Here is a 20,207-nt window from a genome sequence, read left to right as displayed (position 1 = left end):
CCATATAGATGTCTTGCGACTGGCCGTCATCAAATGCCTCGTTCACGGACAGTCGATCAACGATGTATAGCGCTTATCTCCAACTGTAGTACTGAAGCTGTAGTGCCAAGCAGGAGGCTAGGAGTTTGAGTCTGAGAATTGGTTTTCGGTTTCCTGCAATAACCAGGCGCGAAATAGCTCTGCATGAGGATGCAAATAGGGGCGATCCGGATACACCAGGTGAAAAGCCTCCGAGGTGGCGATGCGTGGTGTGAAGGGTGCGATCAGTCGTCCGCTGGCGATCATGCCCTCCACCAGCGAGCTGCGCCCCAGGGCAAATCCCAGCCCTTGGGCGGCGACCTCCAGCGCGGCAATCAGCGTGTCGAACTGGAGACCTTGCGCGGTATCGAGATGGCTGAGCCCCGTCTTTTTCAGCCAGTACCCCCAACCCTCCTCATAGCCGATCACGTGCAGCAGCGTATGGTTGGCCAAGGTCTCGAGAGAGTCCGGTGGTGCCTCACCCGTATAGAGTGAGGGGCTGCATACCGGAAACAGCTCATCCCAGGTGAGCCGTTCGGACGTCATCCCCGGCCAAGAACCCTGACCGTAGCGGATCTCCATGTCCGCATCCTTATAGCCTTCACCAGCCCAGATATTGCTGGTAAAACGCAGCCCGATGTTGGGGTGCAAGGCCCGAAAGCGCTCCAGACGTGGGGCGAGCCAGCTGGTGAAGAAGACCAGATTGACCCTGACGGTGATCAGCTTGGGGCGCCCCTGGCCGAAGATATCGTCGGTGGCCGCGCTCAAGCGTTCAATAGCCTCATGGATGGCCGGCAGATAGGCCAGTCCCGCATCGGACAGCGCCAGCCCGCGGGGTAGGCGCTTGAATAGGGGGGTGCCTAGCTGTGACTCCAACCCTTTGATCTGCTGGCTGATGGCTGCCTGGGTCAGGTGGAGTTCGCTCGCCGCCCGGGTGAAGCTCAGATGGCGCGCGGCCGCTTCGAAGGAGCGTAGCCAGTTTAAGGGAGGAAGCCTTTTCTTCATGGGTCTGCGTCAACCTTCGGGCAGCGGAATGGTACTTTTGTAAAATTATCAGGCCCCCGTAGCCAGGTCAGCAGGTGCCGGCATCTTAGGATGAAAAAAGGCTGCGCCTTTCAAGTTGAAAAGAGCAGCCCAGGGGCCGGACGTGACGCTTGGTGTCGATGGAAAGCGCGTTACTTCATGGTCGGCATGGAGAACTCCGCGCCTTCGCGCACGCTGGCGGAGGGCCAACGCTGGGTGATGGTCTTGCGACGGGTGTAGAAGCGTACCGCATCGGGGCCATAGGCGTGCAGGTCGCCGAACAGCGAGCGCTTCCAGCCGCCGAAGCTGTGGTAGGCGACGGGCACCGGCAGCGGTACGTTGATCCCGACCATGCCGACCTTGATGTTGTCGGAGAAGTAGCGCGCGGCTTCGCCATCGCGGGTGAAGATACAGGTGCCGTTGCCGTATTCGTGGGCATCGATCAGCGCCATGGCTTCCTGCATGCTATCGACGCGGATCACCTGTAGCACCGGGCCGAAGATCTCCTCTCGGTAGCTGGTCATCTCGGGAGTGACATGATCGATCAGGGTGCCGCCGACGAAGAAACCCTCTTCATATCCGGCGACCTGGGGTTTGCGGCCATCGACCACGATGGTGGCGCCCTGCGCTTCGGCGCTGTCGATGTAGCCGACGACCTTTTCCCGGTGGGCCTGAGTGATCAGCGGGCCGAAGTCGTTGCCACTATCCGCGCAGGACCCGACCTTCAGGCGCGTCATCGCTTCCTGCATCCGCGAGACCAAGGCATCGGCGGCGGCGTCGCCGACGGCGACCGCCACTGATAGCGCCATGCAGCGTTCGCCGGAGGAGCCGAAGGCCGCGCCGACCAGCTGGTTGACCGCGTTGTCCATGTCCGCGTCGGGCATCACGATGGCATGATTCTTGGCCCCGCCGAGGGCCTGGCAGCGCTTGCCGTTCGCGGTGGCGGTGGCATAGATATATTCGGCGATCGGTGTCGAGCCGACGAAGCTCACCGCCTCGACCCGGGCGTCATGCAGCAGGGTATCGACGGCTTCCTTGTCGCCGTTGACGACGTTCATGACGCCATCCGGCAGGCCGGCTTCCTGGAGCAGCTGAGCGATATACAGGGTGGCGCTGGGATCACGCTCGGAGGGCTTGAGCACGAAGCAGTTGCCGCAGACGATCGCCATCGGGAACATCCACAGCGGTACCATCGCCGGGAAGTTGAACGGCGTGATGCCGGCGACGACTCCCAGAGGCTGAAACTCGCTCCAGGAGTCGATGCCGGGGCCCACGTTCTTGCTGTGTTCGCCCTTGAGCAGTTCGGGGGCGCCACAGGCATATTCGACGTTCTCGATGCCGCGCTGCAACTCGCCCAGGGCGTCGTGGGCGATCTTGCCATGCTCCTCGCCGATCAAGGCGCAGATATCGTCGGCGTGCTTCTCCAGCAGTTCCTTGAAGCGAAACATGACTCGCGCCCGCTTCAGGGGCGGCGTATTGCGCCAGCCGGGGAATGCCGCCTGGGCGGCGCTAATGGCTTGCTCCACGGTTGCCTGGGAGGCCAGGTCGACCTGCTTGGCGGCTTCGCCGGTGGCGGGGTTGAATACCGCCTGGCTGCGCGTACCGTCGGTGACGACACGGCCGTTGATCAAGTGTCCTACGAGAGTCATGAGGTTTCCTCTTGTTGAAGTTTGGGTAAGGGTTGGGTGTTCACCAGAGCTGCCGGTAGATCTCGACGATCTCGTCGGCGTCGGGCACACGCGGGTTATTGCCGGGCGAGCCCGAGGCCAGCGCCTGTTCCGCCATGCTGGGCATCACCTCGAAGAAGCGTTGGCGTTCGATGCCGAACTGCTCAGGCGTGGGCACTTGGAGCTCGTCATTGAGGGCCTTGAGTTCGTCGAGCAGTTTGCGATTGGCACCGTCGGTAGTGTCTTGCTCGCCGGCCACGCCGATGGCACGGGCACAGTCGGCATAGCGCTCGGCGGCGGCCGACAGTGAGAAGGCGGTCACGCTGGGCAAGAGCATGGCGTTGGACAGACCGTGGGGCACATGGAAATGGGCGCCGATGGGACGGCTCATGCCGTGCACCAAGGCCACCGAGGCGTTGGAAAATGCCACGCCGGCCAGGGTGGAACCCAGCATCATCGCCTCCCGGGCCTCTCGGTCCGTGCCTTGATGATAGGCGCGGCGCAGGTGGGGGCCGATCAGGCGCATCGCCGAGAGTGCCTGGCTGTCGCTGTAGGGGTTACCCTTCTTGCTGACATAGGCCTCGATCGCGTGAGTCAGGGCATCGAGCCCGGTATCCGCGGTCGTGCGCGGCGGCAGGCTCAGGGTCAGGCGATAGTCGATCAGGGCCGCCACCGGCATGAAGCCGATCCCGACGCACAACATCTTCTCGTCGCAGGTCTCGTCAGTGATGATGGTGAAGCGGGTCACCTCGGAGCCGGTGCCTGCGGTGGTGGGCACCGCGATGATGGGCAGCCCCGACTCGATCACCTGGCGGGGAAACTTGTAGTCGCGCATCTCACCGCCATGCTTGGCCAGGATGGCGATCGCCTTGGCGCTGTCGATGGGGCTGCCGCCCCCCAGGGCGATGATACTGTCGTAATCGCCCTGACGTGCCTTGTCCACCCCGGCCTGGATGGAGCCCACGGTGGGCTCGGGGACGGTATCGGCGAAGACGTCCGCGGCAATCTTGTGGCCGACGAGGGTATCCTTGAGCCGATCGACGTAACCCAGTTGCACCATCATCTTGTCGGTGATGATGAGGGGGCGTTGGCAGCCGAGACTCGCCAATACAGTGGGCACTTCCTGACTGGCGTTCTCGCCGACCTGCATGATGCGAGGAAGAATGACTTGCGTAGACATGGTGACTCCAATATTGCTGGTTTGTCGATGGTGGCCATGCAAGACAGCACGAGGGCCGTTCATTGCAGAGGTCCTGCGGTCAGTAATGCGCACTGATAGCCTCCCGGGCCTCATCGGCGGCAGGATGGGTTTCGATAGACGGCTTGGCACTTACCTGCGGCGCGCTTTTCTCGGATGGTGCCTCCTCGCGTAGCGCCTTGCAGAGGCCGTAGATGGCGAGTAACACCACTACCGAGCACGGCAAGGCGGCGACGATCGAGGCGGTCTGCAAGGCTTCCAGGCCCCCGGCGAGCAACAACACCGCGGCAACCGCGCCAATCGCCATGCCCCAGAACATCCGTAACCGTGTCGGCGGATGTTCGTCACCCATGGCGACCAGGGTACAGATCACCAGCGCGGCGGAATCCGCGGAGGTGACGAAGTAAGTCACCAGCATGACGGTACAGATCGTGGCAAACAGCAGGGTAAGAGCCTGCCCCAGTCCCATCAGCTCGATGGTCTTGAACAGCGCCATGGTGACGTCGTCGTTGACCGCGGCGATCACGCCGCCGTTGCCGTAAAGCTCCATGAACATGGCGGTGTTACCGAAGACGGTGATCCACAGAGCGCCCAGGAGTGTCGGTGCGATCAGCACGCCGAGCACGAATTCGCGAATCGTGCGTCCCCGGGAGATGCGGGCGATGAACATGCCGACGAAGGGTGCCCAGGCGATCCACCAGCCCCAGTAGAAGATGGTCCATGCCCCCTGCCACTGACTCTCGGGGTCGGGATCCACCCATAGCCCCAGCTCGGTGGCATGAAACAGATAGTCCCCCACGTTGGTGAAGAAGGCGCCCAGCAGGTAGGCGGTAGGGCCGAAGACAAGAAATAGTGCCAGGATGACGCCTGTCAGCTGCATATTCAGCACGCTGAGGATGCGAATTCCCTTGTTGACGCCGGTCACCACCGAGACGGTAGCGATAGCCGAAATAATGACGATCAGCATCACTTGATGGGAGGTCGATACCTCGAAGCCGATCAGGTACTGGAGTCCCGCATTGATCTGCTGTGCGCCCATCCCCAGCGACGTGGCGATACCAAACAGGGTGCCGAATACCGCCAATAGATCCACCGTATGGCCGATGGGACCGTAGATGCGCTCACCGAAGATCGGATACAGGCTGGAGCGAATGGAAAGCGGTAACCCCTTGCGGTAGGAAAAGTAAGCCAAGACCAAGCCGATCACGGCAAATAGCCCCCAACCGTGCAGCCCCCAATGAAAGATGGCGATACGCATTGCTATCTGAGCCGCTTCGACGCCCATCGCCTGATCGTCCGTGATGAAGGGGTTGCTTTGGAAGTGATAGATGGGCTCGGCAATACTCCAGAATAGAATGCCGATACCGATACCGGCGCCGAACAGCATCGAGAACCAGGCGAAGTTACTAAACTCGGGTCTTTCCCCTTCCTTGCCTAGCCGGATATTCCCAAATCGGCTGAAGATGATCCAGATAGCAAAAAATAGAGTGAAGCTTATTAAGGCAATGTAGTACCAGCTAAATGTCGAGGCGATAAATTTCTTGGCGGCGCTATAAACGGACCCCGCATACTCAGGATTAGTAACGGTAAAGGCAACGAAAGCCATGACCAACAGGGCCGAGCCGAGTGCCATGACGGGGTGAGTTCCCGCCAACAGACCGGTCTTTCGCATCGATTCTTTATAGTTGTGCATGACGCATGATCCTCCTCTGTTGCTCTGGTGAGATTGGCTCAGAGCGCTTGTTGTTGTCATCTAAAGCGTACTGCATCGATGATTATGGTGGTCTGGAAAATTTCATTTTATTCAATTGGTTGTAGTGATACTTCAGCTGCCAATCCATGCGGCATGCTATCCATTCTTGTGAAAGGAGACAGCGATGACAAGCAATGAAAGAATATCCTGAGGGTAAAAAAAATTTATGGGTTGGATGTGAATCAATATGGCAAAGACTAGGCATTGATATCGGCAATACGATGCTACTTCGCTATCAGAAAACTTATGCCTCAGGGCTATTTTTTATTGCTGGTTAGGCCAGGCTGCAAATTCTAGTATCGCGATTGTCGATCAGGTGAAGAGGAGTAGACATTAACTGCTTCTCTTTCTTGAGTGTCCTTGCAGCCAGTTCCAGGCTTTTTTGGGAATAAACCATCATGAAAACCAGCAAGCTTCTTCCCTTAACCGGTGTCCGCGTCGTCGATTTTGGCCAGCAAATTGCCGGGCCCGCTACGGCCATGGTGCTGGCGGATCTCGGCGCGACCGTGGTACATGTCGACCCGCCACAAGGACCGCAGTGGGATCATCCGGCCAATGCGATTCTGCACAGGAACAAGCGCTGCCTGCGCCTGGATATGAAAACCGCAGCCGGCCTAGAGCAGGCCCTGGCGTTGGTTGCCAAGGCCGACGTCGTCATCGAAAGCTTTCGGCCCGGCGTCATGCAGCGTCTGGGGCTGGATTTCGACCGGCTGCAGGCCGAGCGTCCGGAGTTGATCACGCTGTCGATGCCGGGGTTCGCCAGCAACGACCAGTTGCGTCGTGAATGGAAGGCCACGGAAGCCGTTGTCGCCGCCACTTCCGGCGCTTTTACCGACATGGGCTTCAACCGCGTGCTGATGGGGCTCAATCCCAGCTTTTCTCCGCTGCCGCTGGGTTCCGCCTACGCCACTACCCTGGCGGCCAGCGCCGTGGTGATGGCGCTGCTGGAGCGTGAGAAAACCGGGCGCGGCGACGTCATCGAGGTGCCCATCGCGGCGGCGCTGATGGAAGGGCTGTCTTACAACTCCATCGTGATCGACGGGCTGCCCGAGCGCTACAAGACCATGCGCGAGGAGGAGATCGAATATCGGAAAGCAAATAATATTCCGATGGATGTCAGCTATGCCGACCTGCAGGAGTATCTGGATCCCTTCTATCGCACCTACGAATGTGCGGATGGGCGCATGTTCTACTGTGTCTGTCCGTCACATCGTAATCACGCTCGTCGCGCCCTCGAGGCGCTGGGGCTCTATGAGGAACTGGTGGCCGAGGGCCTGCCGGAGGTCGAAGATCTTCACCTGCCGATCAGCGAATGGGAGGGTGAAACCTCCATCGGCGTGTACCCGCTGCCCAAGAAGTGGGCCGATATCATCTCGGCCAAGATGAAGCAGGCCTTCCTGACCAAGACCTCCGCCGAGTGGGGCGTCATCTTCGGTGAAAGCGGCATCCCCGGCGCACCGCACCGCACCACCCGGGAGTGGGTCAACGACGAGCACACCAACACGGCCGGCCTGATCGTCGAGGTCGACGACCCGGAGTTTGGCCGCATGAAGCAACCGGGACCGATCGCCTGGCTGGAAAGCTGTGCCGAACAAATGCTGACGCCGCAGCCCAGGAAGCAGGTCGGTTTCGAGGAAGCCCTGGCCGAATTGAGTGCCGTCGCGGCCCAGGAAACGCTCACCTGTCCGCAGGGCGCGGACATCGGCCCGGCTCGCCAGCAGGGCTGGCTCGAGGGGTTGCGGGTGCTGGACCTGACCAACGTTATCGCCGGCCCGCATTCCACCGCCTTCCTGACCCGCTTCGGTGCCGAGGTGATCAAGCTGGACCCGGTCAAGCCGCTCTACGATCCGTTGATCGGCACGCTGTTCACCTTCCAGTGCGGCATGGGCAAGAAAAGCGCACTTGTCGACATCATGAGTAGCGAAGGGCGGGACGTCTTCAACCGGCTGGTAAAAAGTGTCGATATGGTGGTGATCAATGCCCCGGAACGCCAGATGAAGTCGCTGGGCCTCGACCACGACAGCCTGCAGGCGATCAATCCGGGCGTACTGTTCTGTCGGCTGGATTGTCTCGGCGGCCCGCGTCGCGGTCCCAAGACGGATTACATCGGCTATGACGACATCATTCAGGCGCACAGCGGCATCATGAGCCGGTTCGGCGGGCCGGACACCCCGGAAGAACACGCCCACCTGGGAACGCTGGACGTCAACTGCGGGTTCGCCGCCGGCCTGGGCATGGCGGTCGCGCTCTACCACCAGCACAAGACCGGTGAAGCGACCCGTGCCAGAACGTCGCTGTCGGCGATCACCAACCTGGCGCAGATCCCCTTCGCCTTCGACTATACCGGGCGCGGTCCCTTCGACGAACCCTCCGGTCGGGAAGCCTTGGGCTACGATGCGCTCTCGCACTTCTATGCTACCCGCGACGGCTGGCTCTACCTGGATTCGAACCGTTCCGAGCTGCCCCGGCTGAAGCGTATCGAGGGATTGGGGGGGATAGCCGAGGCCGATAATATCGCCGACTTCCTGACCGCCGCCTTCCGGCAGGCACCGACGGCGTACTGGGTAGAGGTGCTGCAGGCTGCCGATATCGCCGCGGCGCAACCCCTCGGCATCGAGCAGCTGCGGGCGCAATACAGTCGGGCCGCGGACGGTCGAGTCGGGGTCGATCAGGGCAGCTACGCCTTCTCGGTCTATGCCGATCACCCCAGCGGTCACTGCATCACGCAGATCGATCACTACTCGATTCGGCCCACGCAGGCGCCGATATTCGCGCCGACGGAAACCGAACGGTTTGGTGCCTCGACCCGGCCAGTCCTGGAGAGCCTGGGGTATGGCATGGCTGACATCGACTCGATGATTGAACGCAAGATCGCCGGCGAAGGTTGGGGGCGCGAGTTCCTGCCCAGCTGAGGCTGGCGACACTACCTTATCAAACCCAGCATCATTGAAAACATTGATGTTTATCATAGCCAGAAGCCTCTGACAGTCAGAGGCTTCTGGCGAGTTTCATCAAAATGGGCTACCTCAAATCACGATGTCATCCACGGCTCTTGGGAGAAAGTACTAGACGGAAGGTGCATATCGTGATCGAAGCGGTATAGCCAGCTTGATCGTCAGTCCGCTCGAAGCGTCATTTATGGCCTCGATGCTTCCTCCGTGAGCCTTGAGGATATCCTTGGCGATGGCGAGTCCTAGCCCCCAGCCCTTGCCACTCCGGGCCTGATCCGAGCGGAAGAAAGGCTCGAACAGCTTGGACAGCGCTTCTTCCGGTACGCCCGGGCCGCTATCCTGAATTTCACAGACCAGCCGCTGGTTCTCGATAGCCGCCCTGATATGGACCTCACCTTCCCTGAGGGTATGATCCAGGGCGTTCTGCAGCAGGTTGTCCAGAGCGCGATAAAGCAGCTCGCGATCACCGAGCACTCTTGCTCCACGCGCCTCGTCGGTCATGCTCAAGCGACAGACTACGCCGCGCTGAGCGGCGTAATCCGCCGCACCGTCCAATACTTCCTCCACCAAGTCGACAAAGCGCAGTGATTGCCGCTCGATCGCCCCGCCTTTATCGCTCACCCGATACAGGGTGAGAAGCTGCGCGGTCATCGCTTCCAGGCGCTCGTTCTGACGCAGAATCGTCGTCATCAGCTCTGGTTCCTGGCCGGCGTCCGCGGCCAGTTCGATAGCCACCCGCTGGCGCGCCAAAGGGGTGCGCAGGTCGTGGGAAATATCCCGCACCAGCTGTCGCTGGCGGGTCAGAAGCGCCTCCAATCGGGCCGTCATGGCGTTGAAGGCGCTCGCCAAGGCGCCGATCTCGTCGCGTCGATTGGCGACAGGAGTGGCTACCCGCAGGGAGGTATCGCCCTCGGCGATGGCCCGCGCAGCGGTTTCCATCTGGCGCAGCGGCCGGCTGATATGGCGAGCGATCCACCAGCAGGCGAGAGTGATCAGAAAAAAAGTCAGGCCCAGCTCCAGGGAACGAAACCAGCGCGGATCGAGCCAGCCCCTTCCGCCACCAGGTCCGCCCCGGGACCAGGCCAGTAGCTGGTACCCATCTGGCGTAGCAATAACCGCCGGGCGTTGCGGGTAACGCTCCTGGCGGTGGCGCGGATGCCCCATGGAATCGCCGGCCTCGCCGTCTTCCAGCAGGAATAGATGCAGCTGCAAACGCTGCCCCGCCTGGCGCAGAAGCCGATGAGCGGAACGCCGCTGTCCGGCGGCTTCGAGTTCTGCCGCCTGCCGGGCGAGACTTACCAGGTCGTCCCGCTGCTCGAGCTGAATACGCTCCCGGCGCGCCATTTCTCGCAGCGCCAGGTTGCTGGCTATTACCGCCGTGGCCATGGCGATCCAGATCAGCAGAAAGATGCGCCAGAACAGCGGCCAGGTGATGCGCTTTTTCATGCCGGGCTCCGGTAGCTGTAGCCTAGCCCGCGCACCGTCTCGATGCGGGATTCTCCCTGATCGCCCAACTTGCGACGCAGATTGCTGACGTGCATGTCCAGGGTACGATCATGCGGGGTCAAGCGCCGCCCCAGGGCCCACTGCATCAGATCGGTCTTGCGCACCACCGAACCGGCTCGGCTCAGCAGTACCTGGAGGATTTCATATTCCGTGGCGGTCAGATCCAGCGGCTGTTCGTTCTGGAAGACTCGGCGCTGATCCGGTTCCACCCGCAGATCGCCGACGATCTGGGCGTCGTCGATATCGGTTTCCCGGTCCCAGGCGACGCGCCGCAGGATGGCCTGGATACGCGCGACCAGCTCCCGCGGATTGCAGGGCTTTGGAATATAGTCGTCCGCACCGACCTCGAAGCCGACGATGCGATCGGTCTCCTCACCCCGGGCCGTGAGCAGGATCACCGGCAGGCGGGTTCGGCCACGCAGGCGGCGCAATACTTCCAGGCCGTTGATATCCGGCAGCATGATGTCCAGCACCACCAGATCGACAAGCTCCTCCTGAGCAAGCGCCAGCCCGTCGCGGCCATTGGCCGCCTCTTGTACGTTCAACCCCTGCCCGCCTAGATAGCGCGCCAGTAGTTCGCGCAGTTCGTCGTCGTCCTCGATGAGTAAAATGCGGCTCTGCACTCACTGTTCCTCACTTGAAGCCTGCCGCGATTGTATCGTGCTCCATCGCCGTCATTCTCGGCCTTTACCCAATCTTTACATCGCCCTGACGGCATCTGACATCCCGAGCGGTAAGCTGTACTCGATCCAGGACGAATACCCTGGCCCATCGAGAATCACGAGGAGAGCAACATGAAACATTTATCCACACGCAAGCTGATTCTGCCCCTGGCCATCGCCGCCGCCCTGAGCGCTAGCCCAATGGCCCTGGCCTGGTCCGGTGGAGGCAGCGGAGGCCCTGGCGATGGCTATAGCAAGCACTCCCAGCGCGACTGCCAAGGCGGCAAGCGGGGCGGCATGATGCACGGCTCTCAGGGCAAGATGAGCCAGCATCGCTTCGAGCACATGGCAACCCGCCTCAGTTTAAGCGAGGATCAGCGCGACGCGATGCGCGATATCTTCGACAAGCAGCGCGACGAGCGTCGTGAACAGCGTCAGCAGAAAAAAGACCAGGACCGCCCGCAGCTGTTCAGTGGCGACCCGACCAGCAGTGACTACCAGTCCATGGTCGAAGAGGCCACGGACCGGGCCGCGGAAATGGCACGGCAGCGCATTCAGTCACGTGCGGATACCTATGCCGCCATCTACGATGTGCTGAACGAGGAGCAGCGCGAGATCTGGGCCAAGATGCAGGCCGAGCGCCAGGAAATGAAGGACCAGCGCCGGGAGCGCATGGAGCAGCGTCGCGGTGAGGATCGCCGTAACTAGTCATTGACCGGTGCCGGGGTCGGTCTAGCCGACCCCGGATCAGCCGGCGGATCAGAATCGAGAGGGCTTCTTATTGGGTTTGAGCCATTTCACGCTGCGCGGCCAGAGCCAGAAAAGCCGAGCGGCTGAGATGACGCTCACCGGCGGCTTCGTCGATCCGAGCGACCAGCCATTCCGGTAGGCTGACGTTTACCCGTACCGCACGGGTGCTGATTCTCGACAGATCGATATCGAGCAGCATCCAGTAGCCATTCTGAAAGCGTTCGTCATCCTGCCAGTCTTCTGGAGTCGAAGGTGCAGGAATAGGTAGATTCTCGCCTTCAAAATATACTTCGACGGCTTCTTGCGCCATGCGCGGGAGGTCGGCCAGTTCGTCCGCTGCGGAAAAGCATCCCGGGAAATCCGGAAAGGTAATGCCGTAGGCGCTGTCGGCATCCTTATGAACGTAAACGGGGTAAAGCATGCTCACCTCCAGGCCCAACCGGCTTGACGATAGATGTTACGCAGAGTTCCGGTAGCGATGTCTTTGCGAGGATGGGGAACGACTACATGGCCGGATCGCGCCGGATGCTTGAATTTCATGTGATCGCCTTTGCCACCGACGTGTTGCCAGCCTTCGGCTTTCAACCGTTTGATAACGTCTGCGCTTTTCATGTTGTGTATTTTTGCGCAACCCCTTGAGAAATGCAAAGACTGTCAATCTAGCGATAATCAAAAAGCCGCTTCGCCAACCGATACAGCAGATATAGAAACGCCAAAGGAAACAGCATCGTCTGGGTGATAAAGATCATCGTCAGGTCGATGACCTGATCGGTGATGGCGTCGAAGCGTTCGCGCATACCGTCCACCGGGTTGCCGACCAGGCTACCGACCCGGCCGGTGAGGTTTTTCCACCAGCTTTCGTCTTTATCGTTACCTTGGGCGATGCGCTTTTCCGCCAGGGTTTCGAGTTCTTCCTGGCTGCTTTGCAGTTCCGCCATGGTGGCGGTGCGCGGCTCCTCGAGAAAGGCCTGCTCCGCCAGGCCGCTGGCCAGGGCGACCAGCACCACGGCAAAACGCAGCATGACCGCCACCATCAGCGTCTTGAACAGCGGCGGCTGCCAGCGTTTGCGGCCGAAAGCGATCAGGACGACGCCGATCAGGCAGACCCCGGTCAGCAGACCCTTGATGATAGGGCTGGCGGAAATCCCCAGCAGCAGTTTCTGCAGCGCCAGGGAGCCGCTGGCGGCGAACATCACCCAGGAGAAGCGCTCGATCATGTCGTTGGCCGGGTCCAGCGCCTCGCCTACGGAGACCTGGAAGACCTGAAAGTCCAGGGTTGAGCTTTGCAACACTGAAATGCTGGCGTTCAGGCCCTTGGCGATGGCGAAAGCGGAGAAGGCGCCGCCCAGGGCGTCGTCGATGGCGGCGGTGGCCAGCTCCTGGGGAATGCTCACCCAGGACAGGCCCGCGAGCAGCAGCAGGCCGAAGACTATCGGCAGGCGGCGTGACATATCGCCTTTCTTAGTGCTTGCGTTCATGCATCAACAGCCATTCCTTACGCTCCAAGCCGCCGGCGTAGCCGGTCAGGCGACCGCTGCGGCCGATGACCCGGTGACAGGGCACCACGATGGAAATCGGGTTCTTGCCGTTGGCGGCACCTACCGCGCGCTGGGCGCCAGAGCGGTTCAGCGTTTCCGCCAGGGAAGAGTAGCTGCAGGTCTGGCCGTAGGGAATCTCCCGCAGCGCCCTCCATACCTGCTGCTGAAATTCAGTTCCCTGAGGCGTCAAGGGTAGATCGAACTCACGCCGCCTGCCTGCGAAATATTCCGCCAGCTGCGTCTGGCATTGCTGGGTCATCGCATTGGGGCGGGGCGTTTCATCGCGAGCCTCCACAAAGTCGATTTCCGTCAGTCCTTTGTCAGTGGCGCGAATCTTCAGCAGACCAATCGGCGACTCACCGGGCGGTTGGAAATAGTCCACGTTCATCTTAATGACTCCTCCAAAGATGTTGCCAAAGTTGAAGAGTGAGGTAGCTACGCCAGGGAGCGGCAATAGCCGGGTCGAAGTCGTCCAGCAGTTTCGACGCCTTGCGAACCCCCAGGTCGCCGCCCAGCCAGATATCCGGATGGGACAACCCGCGCAGGGCTGCGTAGTCCGCGGTCCAGGGGCCGATGCCCTTGAGCGCTATCCAGGCTTTCGAATCGTCCGGCGATTCCGACTGGTAATACCAGTCGGCGAAGCGTTTCAGGGTGGCGCGACGGGCGCTTGGCATGCCCAGAAAGGCCAGATCGCTGGCGTCGATTCGCTCCGGCGTGGGGAACAGATAGCGCGCCTGGCCGGTGGAATCTTCCAGCGGCTCGCCAAGGGTGGTTACCAGGGTCTCGGTCAGGTTGCGGGCGACGGCTTCGGAAATATGCTGTCCGAGGATGGCTCGGACTCCGGCTTCGAACAGGTTCCAGACCCCGGGCAGGCGCAGGCCTTCCACCAGCGTGAGCTGCGGCACGGTAGCCGCAAGGTGAGCTTCGATGGTTCGAGTGTCCGCGTCCAGGTCGAGCAGCTGGCGAATCCGGCGTACCACCGGCGGGAGCGCCCGCAGATCGCTGAGTTCGAGTTCGACACGAAAACCATGACGCTGCGGTTCATGGGTAGCGGTAAAGTGGCCCTTGGCACTTCCCCACTGGATACAGCGGCCATAGCGGTTCTCGTCGACCCATTCCATCCCGGGAATCAGGCGGGGGATAAAGAAGTCACGCACCGCCGACCAGGCATAGGGCGGGCGATAGGCCAGGTGAAGGCTGAGTTTCGAGTCGCCTTCGCCGGATTCGCGGCGTACCGCCCGCGGACTCAAGCCGATATGGCGCTGAAAGGCATCGTTGAAGCGTCGCAGACTGTTGAATCCGCTGGCGTGGGCGATTTCCGTGACGGGAAGCCGGGTTTGATGCAGCAGCTGTTTGGCGAACAGGCTCTGGCGATAAAGGGCGTAGGCCTTCGGCGAGACCCCGAAGCGCTCGCGAAAGAGTCGGCGTAGATAACGCTCGCCGATACCCAGGCGCTCGCACAGTTGCGCTACCGAGCCGTTCTGCAAGGCGCCTTCGTCGATCAGCCGCAGAGCGCGCTCCAGGGTGGTTTGCGTGCCACGCCAGGCAGGGGAGTCCGGGGCGCTGTCCGGCCGGCAGCGCAGGCAAGGGCGATAACCCGCTTGAGCGGCGGTGACGGCGCTTTCGAAATAGACGACGTTGCGCTCCAGCGGCGGCGTGGCGGGACAGATCGGCCGACAGTAGATACCGGTGGTCGTCACTGCGGTGAAGAAACGGCCATCGAAACGGGCGTCCCGGGCGAGGCGGGCCCGGTGACAACGTTCCGGCGTCAGCAAGGCGTCGTCTTTTGGCGTGGCTGCGATATTCATGGGGTCAGTGTAACGCGGGGCGACCAGAAAACTCGCCGGAAACGGAACTGAAGTGTTTATCAGAGGGGAAGCAGTTGCTGAAGAATAGAGGCAATATGCTGTCGATCTTTTTCACCTAATTGACCAGCCTTACGTAGAACGAGCCGGGTTTCGAGAGTAAAAAGCTTCATCCGAACGATGGAAGGAGAAGGCAAGCCGGCGATATCGAGATCCTGGATCTCCATGTCCAACGGTCATGCGGAGTTCTTGGCGCTGGTGATCATCGCCATGACTGCCTGACTAACCCGAAAATTGCACCAGACATGAAAAAGACGGCTGAAAATCGGTTATAATTCAAGCTCCTACACAAGAACCAGCCGACTCAGCCGCCATGACAAAATGTACCATGCCCTCCGCTTCCTTTCCACGCTGTAAAGGCCGTCGGATCGTCGCCAGTTTCGATGGCGGCGATGTCACTTCCGACGGCGGCATCTTGTTGTTGCGTCAGCTCGACCGTGAGATGAGCCTGACACGCGCCGTGGCCCGCCGGCTGACCGATGAGCGTGATCCTCAACGCTGCCACCACCGCACGCAAACCTTGGTCCGTCAGCGTGTCTTCGGCCTGGCCCTGGGCTACGAAGATCTCAATGATCACCACGCGCTGCGCCATGACGTCGCTCTGCAGACCGCCGTCGATACCGATGGCGTGCTGGCCAGCCAGTCCACCCTGTGTCGCTTCGAGCAACAGGCCAACCGAGACTGGGCGGTGGCTATTCATGAGGAGCTCATCGAGCAGTTCATCCGTTCCTTCCGCAAGCCACCCAAGAAGCCGCTCTACCTCGACTTTGATGCCACCGACGATCGCGTGCACGGCGAGCAGCTCGGGCGGCACTTCTCCGGTTACTACGACCACTACATCTTCCTGCCGCTGTTCGTGTTCTGCGGTGATCAGCTGCTGGCCAGCTATCTGCGCCCGGCCTCGCGGGATGCCGCCCATCATGCCGGCGCCGTCCTGGCGCTGCTGGTCCGGCGGCTGCGTCAAGCGTGGCCTGAGGTACGGATCGTGTTCCGCGGTGACAGCGGCTTCTGCCGCCCGCTGATCCTCAACTGGTGTGACCGTCACGATGTCGATTACATCATCGGCATCGCCGGCAACAAGCGCCTGGCCAAGCGGGCATTGGACACCGACTACGCGTCGGCCATCCGCTTTGAGGAGAGCTGGGAGAAGCAGCGTGTGTTCGGCTTTATCGAGTACGCGGCCAAGAGCTGGAACGCGCGTCAACGCAAGGTGATCGTCAAATCCGAGACCAGCCGGCGCGGGTTCAACACGCGCTATGTGGTCACCAGCCTGCGCGGCTGCAGCGCCGAGTGGCTCTACGACCACCGCTACTGCGCCCGGGGCGAGATGGAGAATCGGATCAAGGAGCAGCAGTTCCTGTTCTCCGACCGGACCAGCTGCCACGCGTGGTGGCCGAACCAGTACCGCCTGCTGCTCTCGGGGCTCGCCTACCTGCTGCTGGAGCGGCTGCGTCGGATTTACCTGAAGCGCACCGCCTTCGCCCAGGCGCAGGTCAATACCATCCGCCTGAAGCTGTTGAAGATCGGCGCCGTCATCACCCGCAACACCCGCACTATCCGGCTGATGTTGAACAGTCAGTGCTCGGAACAAGACCTGTTCCTGAAACTGGTCAGCAAGCTGGTGCCGGGATAGCGCTGCGGCGTGCTGTCCCCGGCACAGAAAACACAGGGGGTAGGGGGAAGTGCGCCCGGAGACCATGAAATTGTTCAAGAACTAGCCAATTTCAGGCCGTGAGAGCCATCACCCTCACCGAGCCCAGTATCTAAGAGTCGCTGGCCAGTCTGGTGCAATTTTCGGGCTAACTGTCTGATTGAATTCGGCGGAGGACAACACCAGTGACGGGCGGCGCTTGGTAGTGGTTTTATCAGTGAAAGGGAAAGGAACAACCACGACATCGAACGCTTCAAAGCTCACTGTAGGCTTCCTCGTCCGCACTGAATTCCCATTCACTCAGTGTCCCTTCTAACGCATGAGCGAAGGCCAGGTCGATGGGCCGCGCCTTGCGCAGGCGAATCTCGCCATTATCGATCTCGAAGGCGATGGCGTCGCCGGCCTTGAGATTCAGTGCCTTGCGCACGGCGTCGGGAATGGTAGCTTGATACTTGCCGGTAAGCTTGCTGGTCAATATTGTCATGGCAGTCCCAAAACTATTTGGGGGGTAATACGGTAATACTAGTTCCTGCTATCACAAGCGACAATGATCGCGTCAATGTACTCCTCTCTTATCCGCAAGTCCCATGCACAGCACGGTTCTTCGCAGGCTACACTCGAGATATGCGTATGTCGCTTGCCGGCCAAATCCGCAAGCACATGCGATAAATTTATTGATCGGATTTCATGCGAGATTCGCCAAGGAGTCATCATCATGTCGGTTCGAGAGATACCACTGTATATCGACGGTCAGGCCGTGGCCTCCAGCAGCAGCGAATGGCAGGACGTGCTCAATCCCGCCACCCAGGAAGTGGTGGCCCGGGTGCCGTTTTGCACGGAAGAGGAAGTCGAGCGGGCGGTGACCAGCGCTAGGCAGGCTTTCAAGACCTGGCGCAAGGTGCCCCTGGCCAAGCGCCAGCGAATCATGCTCAAGTTTCAGGCATTGATTCGCGAGCATACGGATGAACTGGCGGAATTGATCACCCTGGAGCACGGCAAGACCCTGCCGGACGCGGCGGGAGAAGTGGGTCGCGGGCTGGAAGTGGTGGAGCACGCCTGCGCGATTCCGTCGCTGCAGTTGGGCGAGGTGGCGGAAAACGCCGCCAACGAGGTGGATGTCTATACCCTGAATCAGCCGCTCGGGGTGGGCGCCGGGATTACCGCCTTCAACTTCCCGATCATGCTGCCCTGTTTCATGTTCCCGCTGGCGGTGGCCACCGGCAACACCTTCGTGCTCAAGCCCTCGGAGCAGGACCCGAGTTCCACCATGCGTCTGGTGGAACTGGCTCATGAAGCGGGGTTGCCGGAAGGGGTACTCAACGTGGTCCACGGTGGGCCGGACGTGGTCAATCAGCTCTGCGATCATCCGGATATCAAGGCGATTTCCTTTATCGGCTCAACCAAGGTGGGTACTCACGTCTATCAGCGTGGCAGCCAGGCGGGCAAGCGGGTGCAGGCGATGATGGGTGCCAAGAACCATTGCGTGGTGATGCCGGACGCCAATCGCAGCCAGGCCATCGACAACCTGCTGGGCTCCGCTTTCGGCGCCGCCGGCCAGCGCTGCATGGCCAACTCCGTGGTGGTGCTGGTGGGCGAAGCACGAAAGTGGCTCGAGGATATCGTCGAGGGCGCGCGCAACATGACCGTCGGCCCCGGCTCCCAGCGGGATGCGGATCTCGGCCCGTTGGTTTCCCCCCAGGCTCGGGATCGAGTGCTGGGTCTGATCGAGAAAGGCGCACAGGAAGGCGCGACCCTGGCCGTGGACGGTCGCGGCTACGAAGTCGAGGGCTACCCGGAGGGCAATTTCGTCGGCCCCACGGTATTCAGCGACGTGAAAGCGGACATGGCGATCTATCAGGAGGAAATCTTTGGCCCGGTGCTCTGCGTAGTGGGGGTCGAAACCTTGGATGAAGCCATCGAGTTCGTCAACGCCAATCCCAATGGCAACGGCACCTCGATCTTCACCAACTCCGGCTGGGCGGCTAGGCGCTTCGAGACGGAAATCGACGTGGGCCAGGTGGGCATCAACGTGCCGATTCCGGTGCCGGTGGCCTACTTCAGCTTCACCGGTTCTCGAGGCTCCAAGCTCGGCGATCTCGGCCCCAACGGTAAGCAGGCGATCCGGTTCTGGACCCAGACCAAGACCGTCACTGCCCGCTGGTTCGAGCCGGAGAATATTTCCGGCGGGATCAACAGCACGATCTCGATGTGATCGCGTCGAGAATCTGCCTGGTGTGGCCTCGTCTCGGTTGAGGCGGGGCTATATTACTGCTAACCGGTCAAGGCCTCTTGATTGGACCGGTCGCGCCGGTGCGAATTCGAAAGTCAGCATGCAACTGCTGCCAGTGGATTCTTAGCGCGTCTTTATGGCGTTCCAGCATGGGTTGCTGTTGCAGGGCTTCCGGCCAAAGTGTGCGTGCCCTGTCCAACGTATCATCGAGATGGGGCTTGATCAGCCGCCAGGGAATGGCGGATTTATCCGCCCAGCGACGAAAGCTGTTCATCGACGCCAAGTACCAGTCCTTATTTCCCGCAAGGTTGAGCGCGGCGTTTCTTTCACCGTCGATGTAGACCCGCGTTGTCAGGATGTCGTAAGCCGAGGAAAGCCTCGGTGTAACGCGATCATCGTACAGCAAACTCCAGTTCTTCAAATGCGCATCACCGTTGGCCAGCAGGATATTGACCAGCAATCGTCGAGCAAGCTGCTGCACATCGGCGATGCCATCCCCGGAATACTGATACAGGATGCGGCCGATTTGTTCATAGTTTGCCGCGCCATATTTTTCCTTGGGATATTTCACCAGCACCTGGGCAAAGTCTTCCATGTGGATACGTTCGATTTGTCCTTTGGTCTGCCTGCGATCGAAGCGCCTAATGGCGAATGCCTGGGTTTCCTGAGGCAAGTTGATAGGTGGAAGATTCTCCAGCTGATCCAGCTTGATCAAGCGAATTTCCGGAATATCAATGCCAGCCAAGGCAGCCAGTGTCATTGCGGAGTATTCGTTCAGGGGAACCTGAGCGTGACGGGTGGAGGGCGTCTTGATGATCCAGTCGCCGAGCTCGGTTTGCGCTGAATCGGCGCCTCCTTGGGCAAGATTGTATCGGCCGTCTTTCTCCTTCATGGAGAACTTCATCTGAATGCCCGCAAGAGAGAACCTGCTGGCAAGATCAATGGGTTCTATCCGTTCGATACCCGCCGGATCTGCGAACGCCAGGCGACGCAGCAGTGTCTCCGGCACTTCGTCGGGTGCCATTGGTGTCGCAATCAGGGCGCCTGGAAGGTCTCGTCCAAGCCAGGCCAGCAGCTCGAATTCGTGATCGATGTGAGTCTTCAGACCTTGCGCCAGGAGTTCGCGCAATGCGCCTTCCGGCAACAGGTTGGACAGCAGGGGATGCAGCCGTTGGTGTCTGAGCCAGTCTCGCCTCAGTAGCTCCGGGGATTTCGGAAAACGTGGGTGGGTAATCAGGCTGAGTGTCGGCCGCGTTGGATCATGCGCGAACTCTTCTGCAAAGAGAAGGATATTTCTGCCGCTTCTGTAACCGACAAGGTGACCCACCAGGTGATCATGCAACGTCAGCAGTAGGACGCTTAATCGGTCCATGGAGACGTCACTTTCAAAGCTGC

The 20,207-nt window shown here is 60.6% G+C and carries 18 protein-coding genes; 4 read left to right on the top strand and 14 right to left on the bottom strand.

Features of this window, described 5'->3' with window-relative positions:
• Positions 1 to 117: 117 nt before the first annotated feature.
• The 4 genes from gcvA to FGL86_RS00630 form a co-directional block, all read right to left on the bottom strand.
• Complete coding sequence (gene gcvA / locus FGL86_RS00645; protein ID WP_147182787.1) at positions 118 to 1,023, bottom strand: transcriptional regulator GcvA; 906 nt, start codon at positions 1,021 to 1,023, stop codon at positions 118 to 120.
• Positions 1,024 to 1,193: 170 nt separating this feature from the next.
• Entirely contained in the window at positions 1,194 to 2,690 is a 1,497-nt protein-coding gene (locus FGL86_RS00640) for a CoA-acylating methylmalonate-semialdehyde dehydrogenase (protein WP_147182786.1), read from the bottom strand.
• Positions 2,691 to 2,730: 40 nt separating this feature from the next.
• The gene (locus FGL86_RS00635) at positions 2,731 to 3,888 is read right to left on the bottom strand and encodes an iron-containing alcohol dehydrogenase (protein ID WP_147182785.1); all 1,158 of its coding nucleotides are present in this window, start codon (positions 3,886 to 3,888) and stop codon (positions 2,731 to 2,733) included.
• A 79-nt stretch (positions 3,889 to 3,967) separates the two neighbouring features.
• Positions 3,968 to 5,599 carry a BCCT family transporter gene (locus tag FGL86_RS00630; protein WP_186764447.1) on the bottom strand — a complete coding sequence of 544 codons (1,632 nt, stop codon included), beginning with the start codon at positions 5,597 to 5,599 and terminating at the stop codon, positions 3,968 to 3,970.
• A gap of 458 nt (positions 5,600 to 6,057) precedes the next feature.
• Here FGL86_RS00630 and FGL86_RS00625 point away from each other — a divergent pair, with 458 nt between their 5' ends.
• Positions 6,058 to 8,571: a CoA transferase gene (locus FGL86_RS00625; protein ID WP_147182784.1), complete on the top strand. Its 2,514-nt coding sequence runs from the start codon at positions 6,058 to 6,060 to the stop codon at positions 8,569 to 8,571.
• 153 nt (positions 8,572 to 8,724) lie between these two features.
• Here FGL86_RS00625 and FGL86_RS00620 read toward each other — a convergent pair whose 3' ends face one another.
• Positions 8,725 to 10,056, bottom strand: coding sequence for a sensor histidine kinase (locus FGL86_RS00620; RefSeq protein ID WP_147182783.1), 1,332 nt, complete (start codon positions 10,054 to 10,056; stop codon positions 8,725 to 8,727).
• Complete coding sequence (locus FGL86_RS00615) at positions 10,053 to 10,739, bottom strand: response regulator transcription factor (protein ID WP_147182782.1); 687 nt, start codon at positions 10,737 to 10,739, stop codon at positions 10,053 to 10,055. Before FGL86_RS00615 ends, FGL86_RS00620 begins: the two co-directional genes overlap by 4 nt.
• Before the next feature lie 171 nt (positions 10,740 to 10,910).
• Between FGL86_RS00615 and FGL86_RS00610 the strand changes: the two genes are divergently transcribed.
• Complete coding sequence (locus FGL86_RS00610) at positions 10,911 to 11,486, top strand: Spy/CpxP family protein refolding chaperone (protein ID WP_147182781.1); 576 nt, start codon at positions 10,911 to 10,913, stop codon at positions 11,484 to 11,486.
• A 70-nt stretch (positions 11,487 to 11,556) separates the two neighbouring features.
• On the opposite strand, the gene FGL86_RS00605 is transcribed toward FGL86_RS00610, so the two are convergent.
• The 6 genes from FGL86_RS00605 to FGL86_RS00580 are packed head-to-tail and all read right to left on the bottom strand — an operon-like array spanning position 11,557 to position 15,098.
• Positions 11,557 to 11,949 carry a type II toxin-antitoxin system HicB family antitoxin gene (locus tag FGL86_RS00605; protein ID WP_147182780.1) on the bottom strand — a complete coding sequence of 131 codons (393 nt, stop codon included), beginning with the start codon at positions 11,947 to 11,949 and terminating at the stop codon, positions 11,557 to 11,559.
• A gap of 2 nt (positions 11,950 to 11,951) precedes the next feature.
• Positions 11,952 to 12,140 carry a type II toxin-antitoxin system HicA family toxin gene (locus FGL86_RS18335; protein ID WP_147182779.1) on the bottom strand — a complete coding sequence of 63 codons (189 nt, stop codon included), beginning with the start codon at positions 12,138 to 12,140 and terminating at the stop codon, positions 11,952 to 11,954.
• A 47-nt stretch (positions 12,141 to 12,187) separates the two neighbouring features.
• Positions 12,188 to 13,006 carry a hypothetical protein gene (locus FGL86_RS00595; RefSeq protein WP_147182778.1) on the bottom strand — a complete coding sequence of 273 codons (819 nt, stop codon included), beginning with the start codon at positions 13,004 to 13,006 and terminating at the stop codon, positions 12,188 to 12,190.
• Positions 12,990 to 13,454 carry a methylated-DNA--[protein]-cysteine S-methyltransferase gene (locus tag FGL86_RS00590; protein ID WP_147182777.1) on the bottom strand — a complete coding sequence of 155 codons (465 nt, stop codon included), beginning with the start codon at positions 13,452 to 13,454 and terminating at the stop codon, positions 12,990 to 12,992. The genes FGL86_RS00595 and FGL86_RS00590 overlap by 17 nt, the downstream gene beginning before the upstream one ends.
• A gap of 1 nt (position 13,455) precedes the next feature.
• A complete protein-coding gene (locus tag FGL86_RS00585; RefSeq protein ID WP_246131695.1) occupies positions 13,456 to 14,874 on the bottom strand; it encodes a DNA-3-methyladenine glycosylase 2 family protein in 1,419 nt (472 codons plus the stop codon).
• A 59-nt stretch (positions 14,875 to 14,933) separates the two neighbouring features.
• Entirely contained in the window at positions 14,934 to 15,098 is a 165-nt protein-coding gene (locus tag FGL86_RS00580) for a hypothetical protein (protein ID WP_222433778.1), read from the bottom strand.
• A gap of 146 nt (positions 15,099 to 15,244) precedes the next feature.
• Between FGL86_RS00580 and FGL86_RS00575 the strand changes: the two genes are divergently transcribed.
• Positions 15,245 to 16,564 carry an IS1380 family transposase gene (locus tag FGL86_RS00575; RefSeq protein ID WP_425468287.1) on the top strand — a complete coding sequence of 440 codons (1,320 nt, stop codon included), beginning with the start codon at positions 15,245 to 15,247 and terminating at the stop codon, positions 16,562 to 16,564.
• 271 nt (positions 16,565 to 16,835) lie between these two features.
• Here FGL86_RS00575 and FGL86_RS00565 read toward each other — a convergent pair whose 3' ends face one another.
• Positions 16,836 to 17,066 (bottom strand): AbrB/MazE/SpoVT family DNA-binding domain-containing protein, encoded by a 231-nt coding sequence (locus FGL86_RS00565; RefSeq protein WP_147182776.1) that lies wholly within the window; start codon positions 17,064 to 17,066, stop codon positions 16,836 to 16,838.
• Positions 17,067 to 17,297: 231 nt separating this feature from the next.
• On the opposite strand from FGL86_RS00565, the gene FGL86_RS00560 reads away from it, so the two are divergent.
• Positions 17,298 to 18,794, top strand: a complete 1,497-nt coding sequence (locus FGL86_RS00560) for a CoA-acylating methylmalonate-semialdehyde dehydrogenase (protein ID WP_147182775.1) — start codon at positions 17,298 to 17,300, stop codon at positions 18,792 to 18,794.
• A 67-nt stretch (positions 18,795 to 18,861) separates the two neighbouring features.
• On the opposite strand, the gene FGL86_RS00555 is transcribed toward FGL86_RS00560, so the two are convergent.
• Complete coding sequence (locus FGL86_RS00555; RefSeq protein ID WP_147182774.1) at positions 18,862 to 20,184, bottom strand: type II toxin-antitoxin system HipA family toxin; 1,323 nt, start codon at positions 20,182 to 20,184, stop codon at positions 18,862 to 18,864.
• Positions 20,185 to 20,207: the final 23 nt, after the last annotated feature.

Source organism: Pistricoccus aurantiacus (genome assembly GCF_007954585.1).
GTDB classification, from domain to species: domain Bacteria; phylum Pseudomonadota; class Gammaproteobacteria; order Pseudomonadales; family Halomonadaceae; genus Pistricoccus; species Pistricoccus aurantiacus.
Note: the sequence above shows the minus strand (reverse complement) of the source record. Positions and strands in the feature narration are given on the sequence as shown.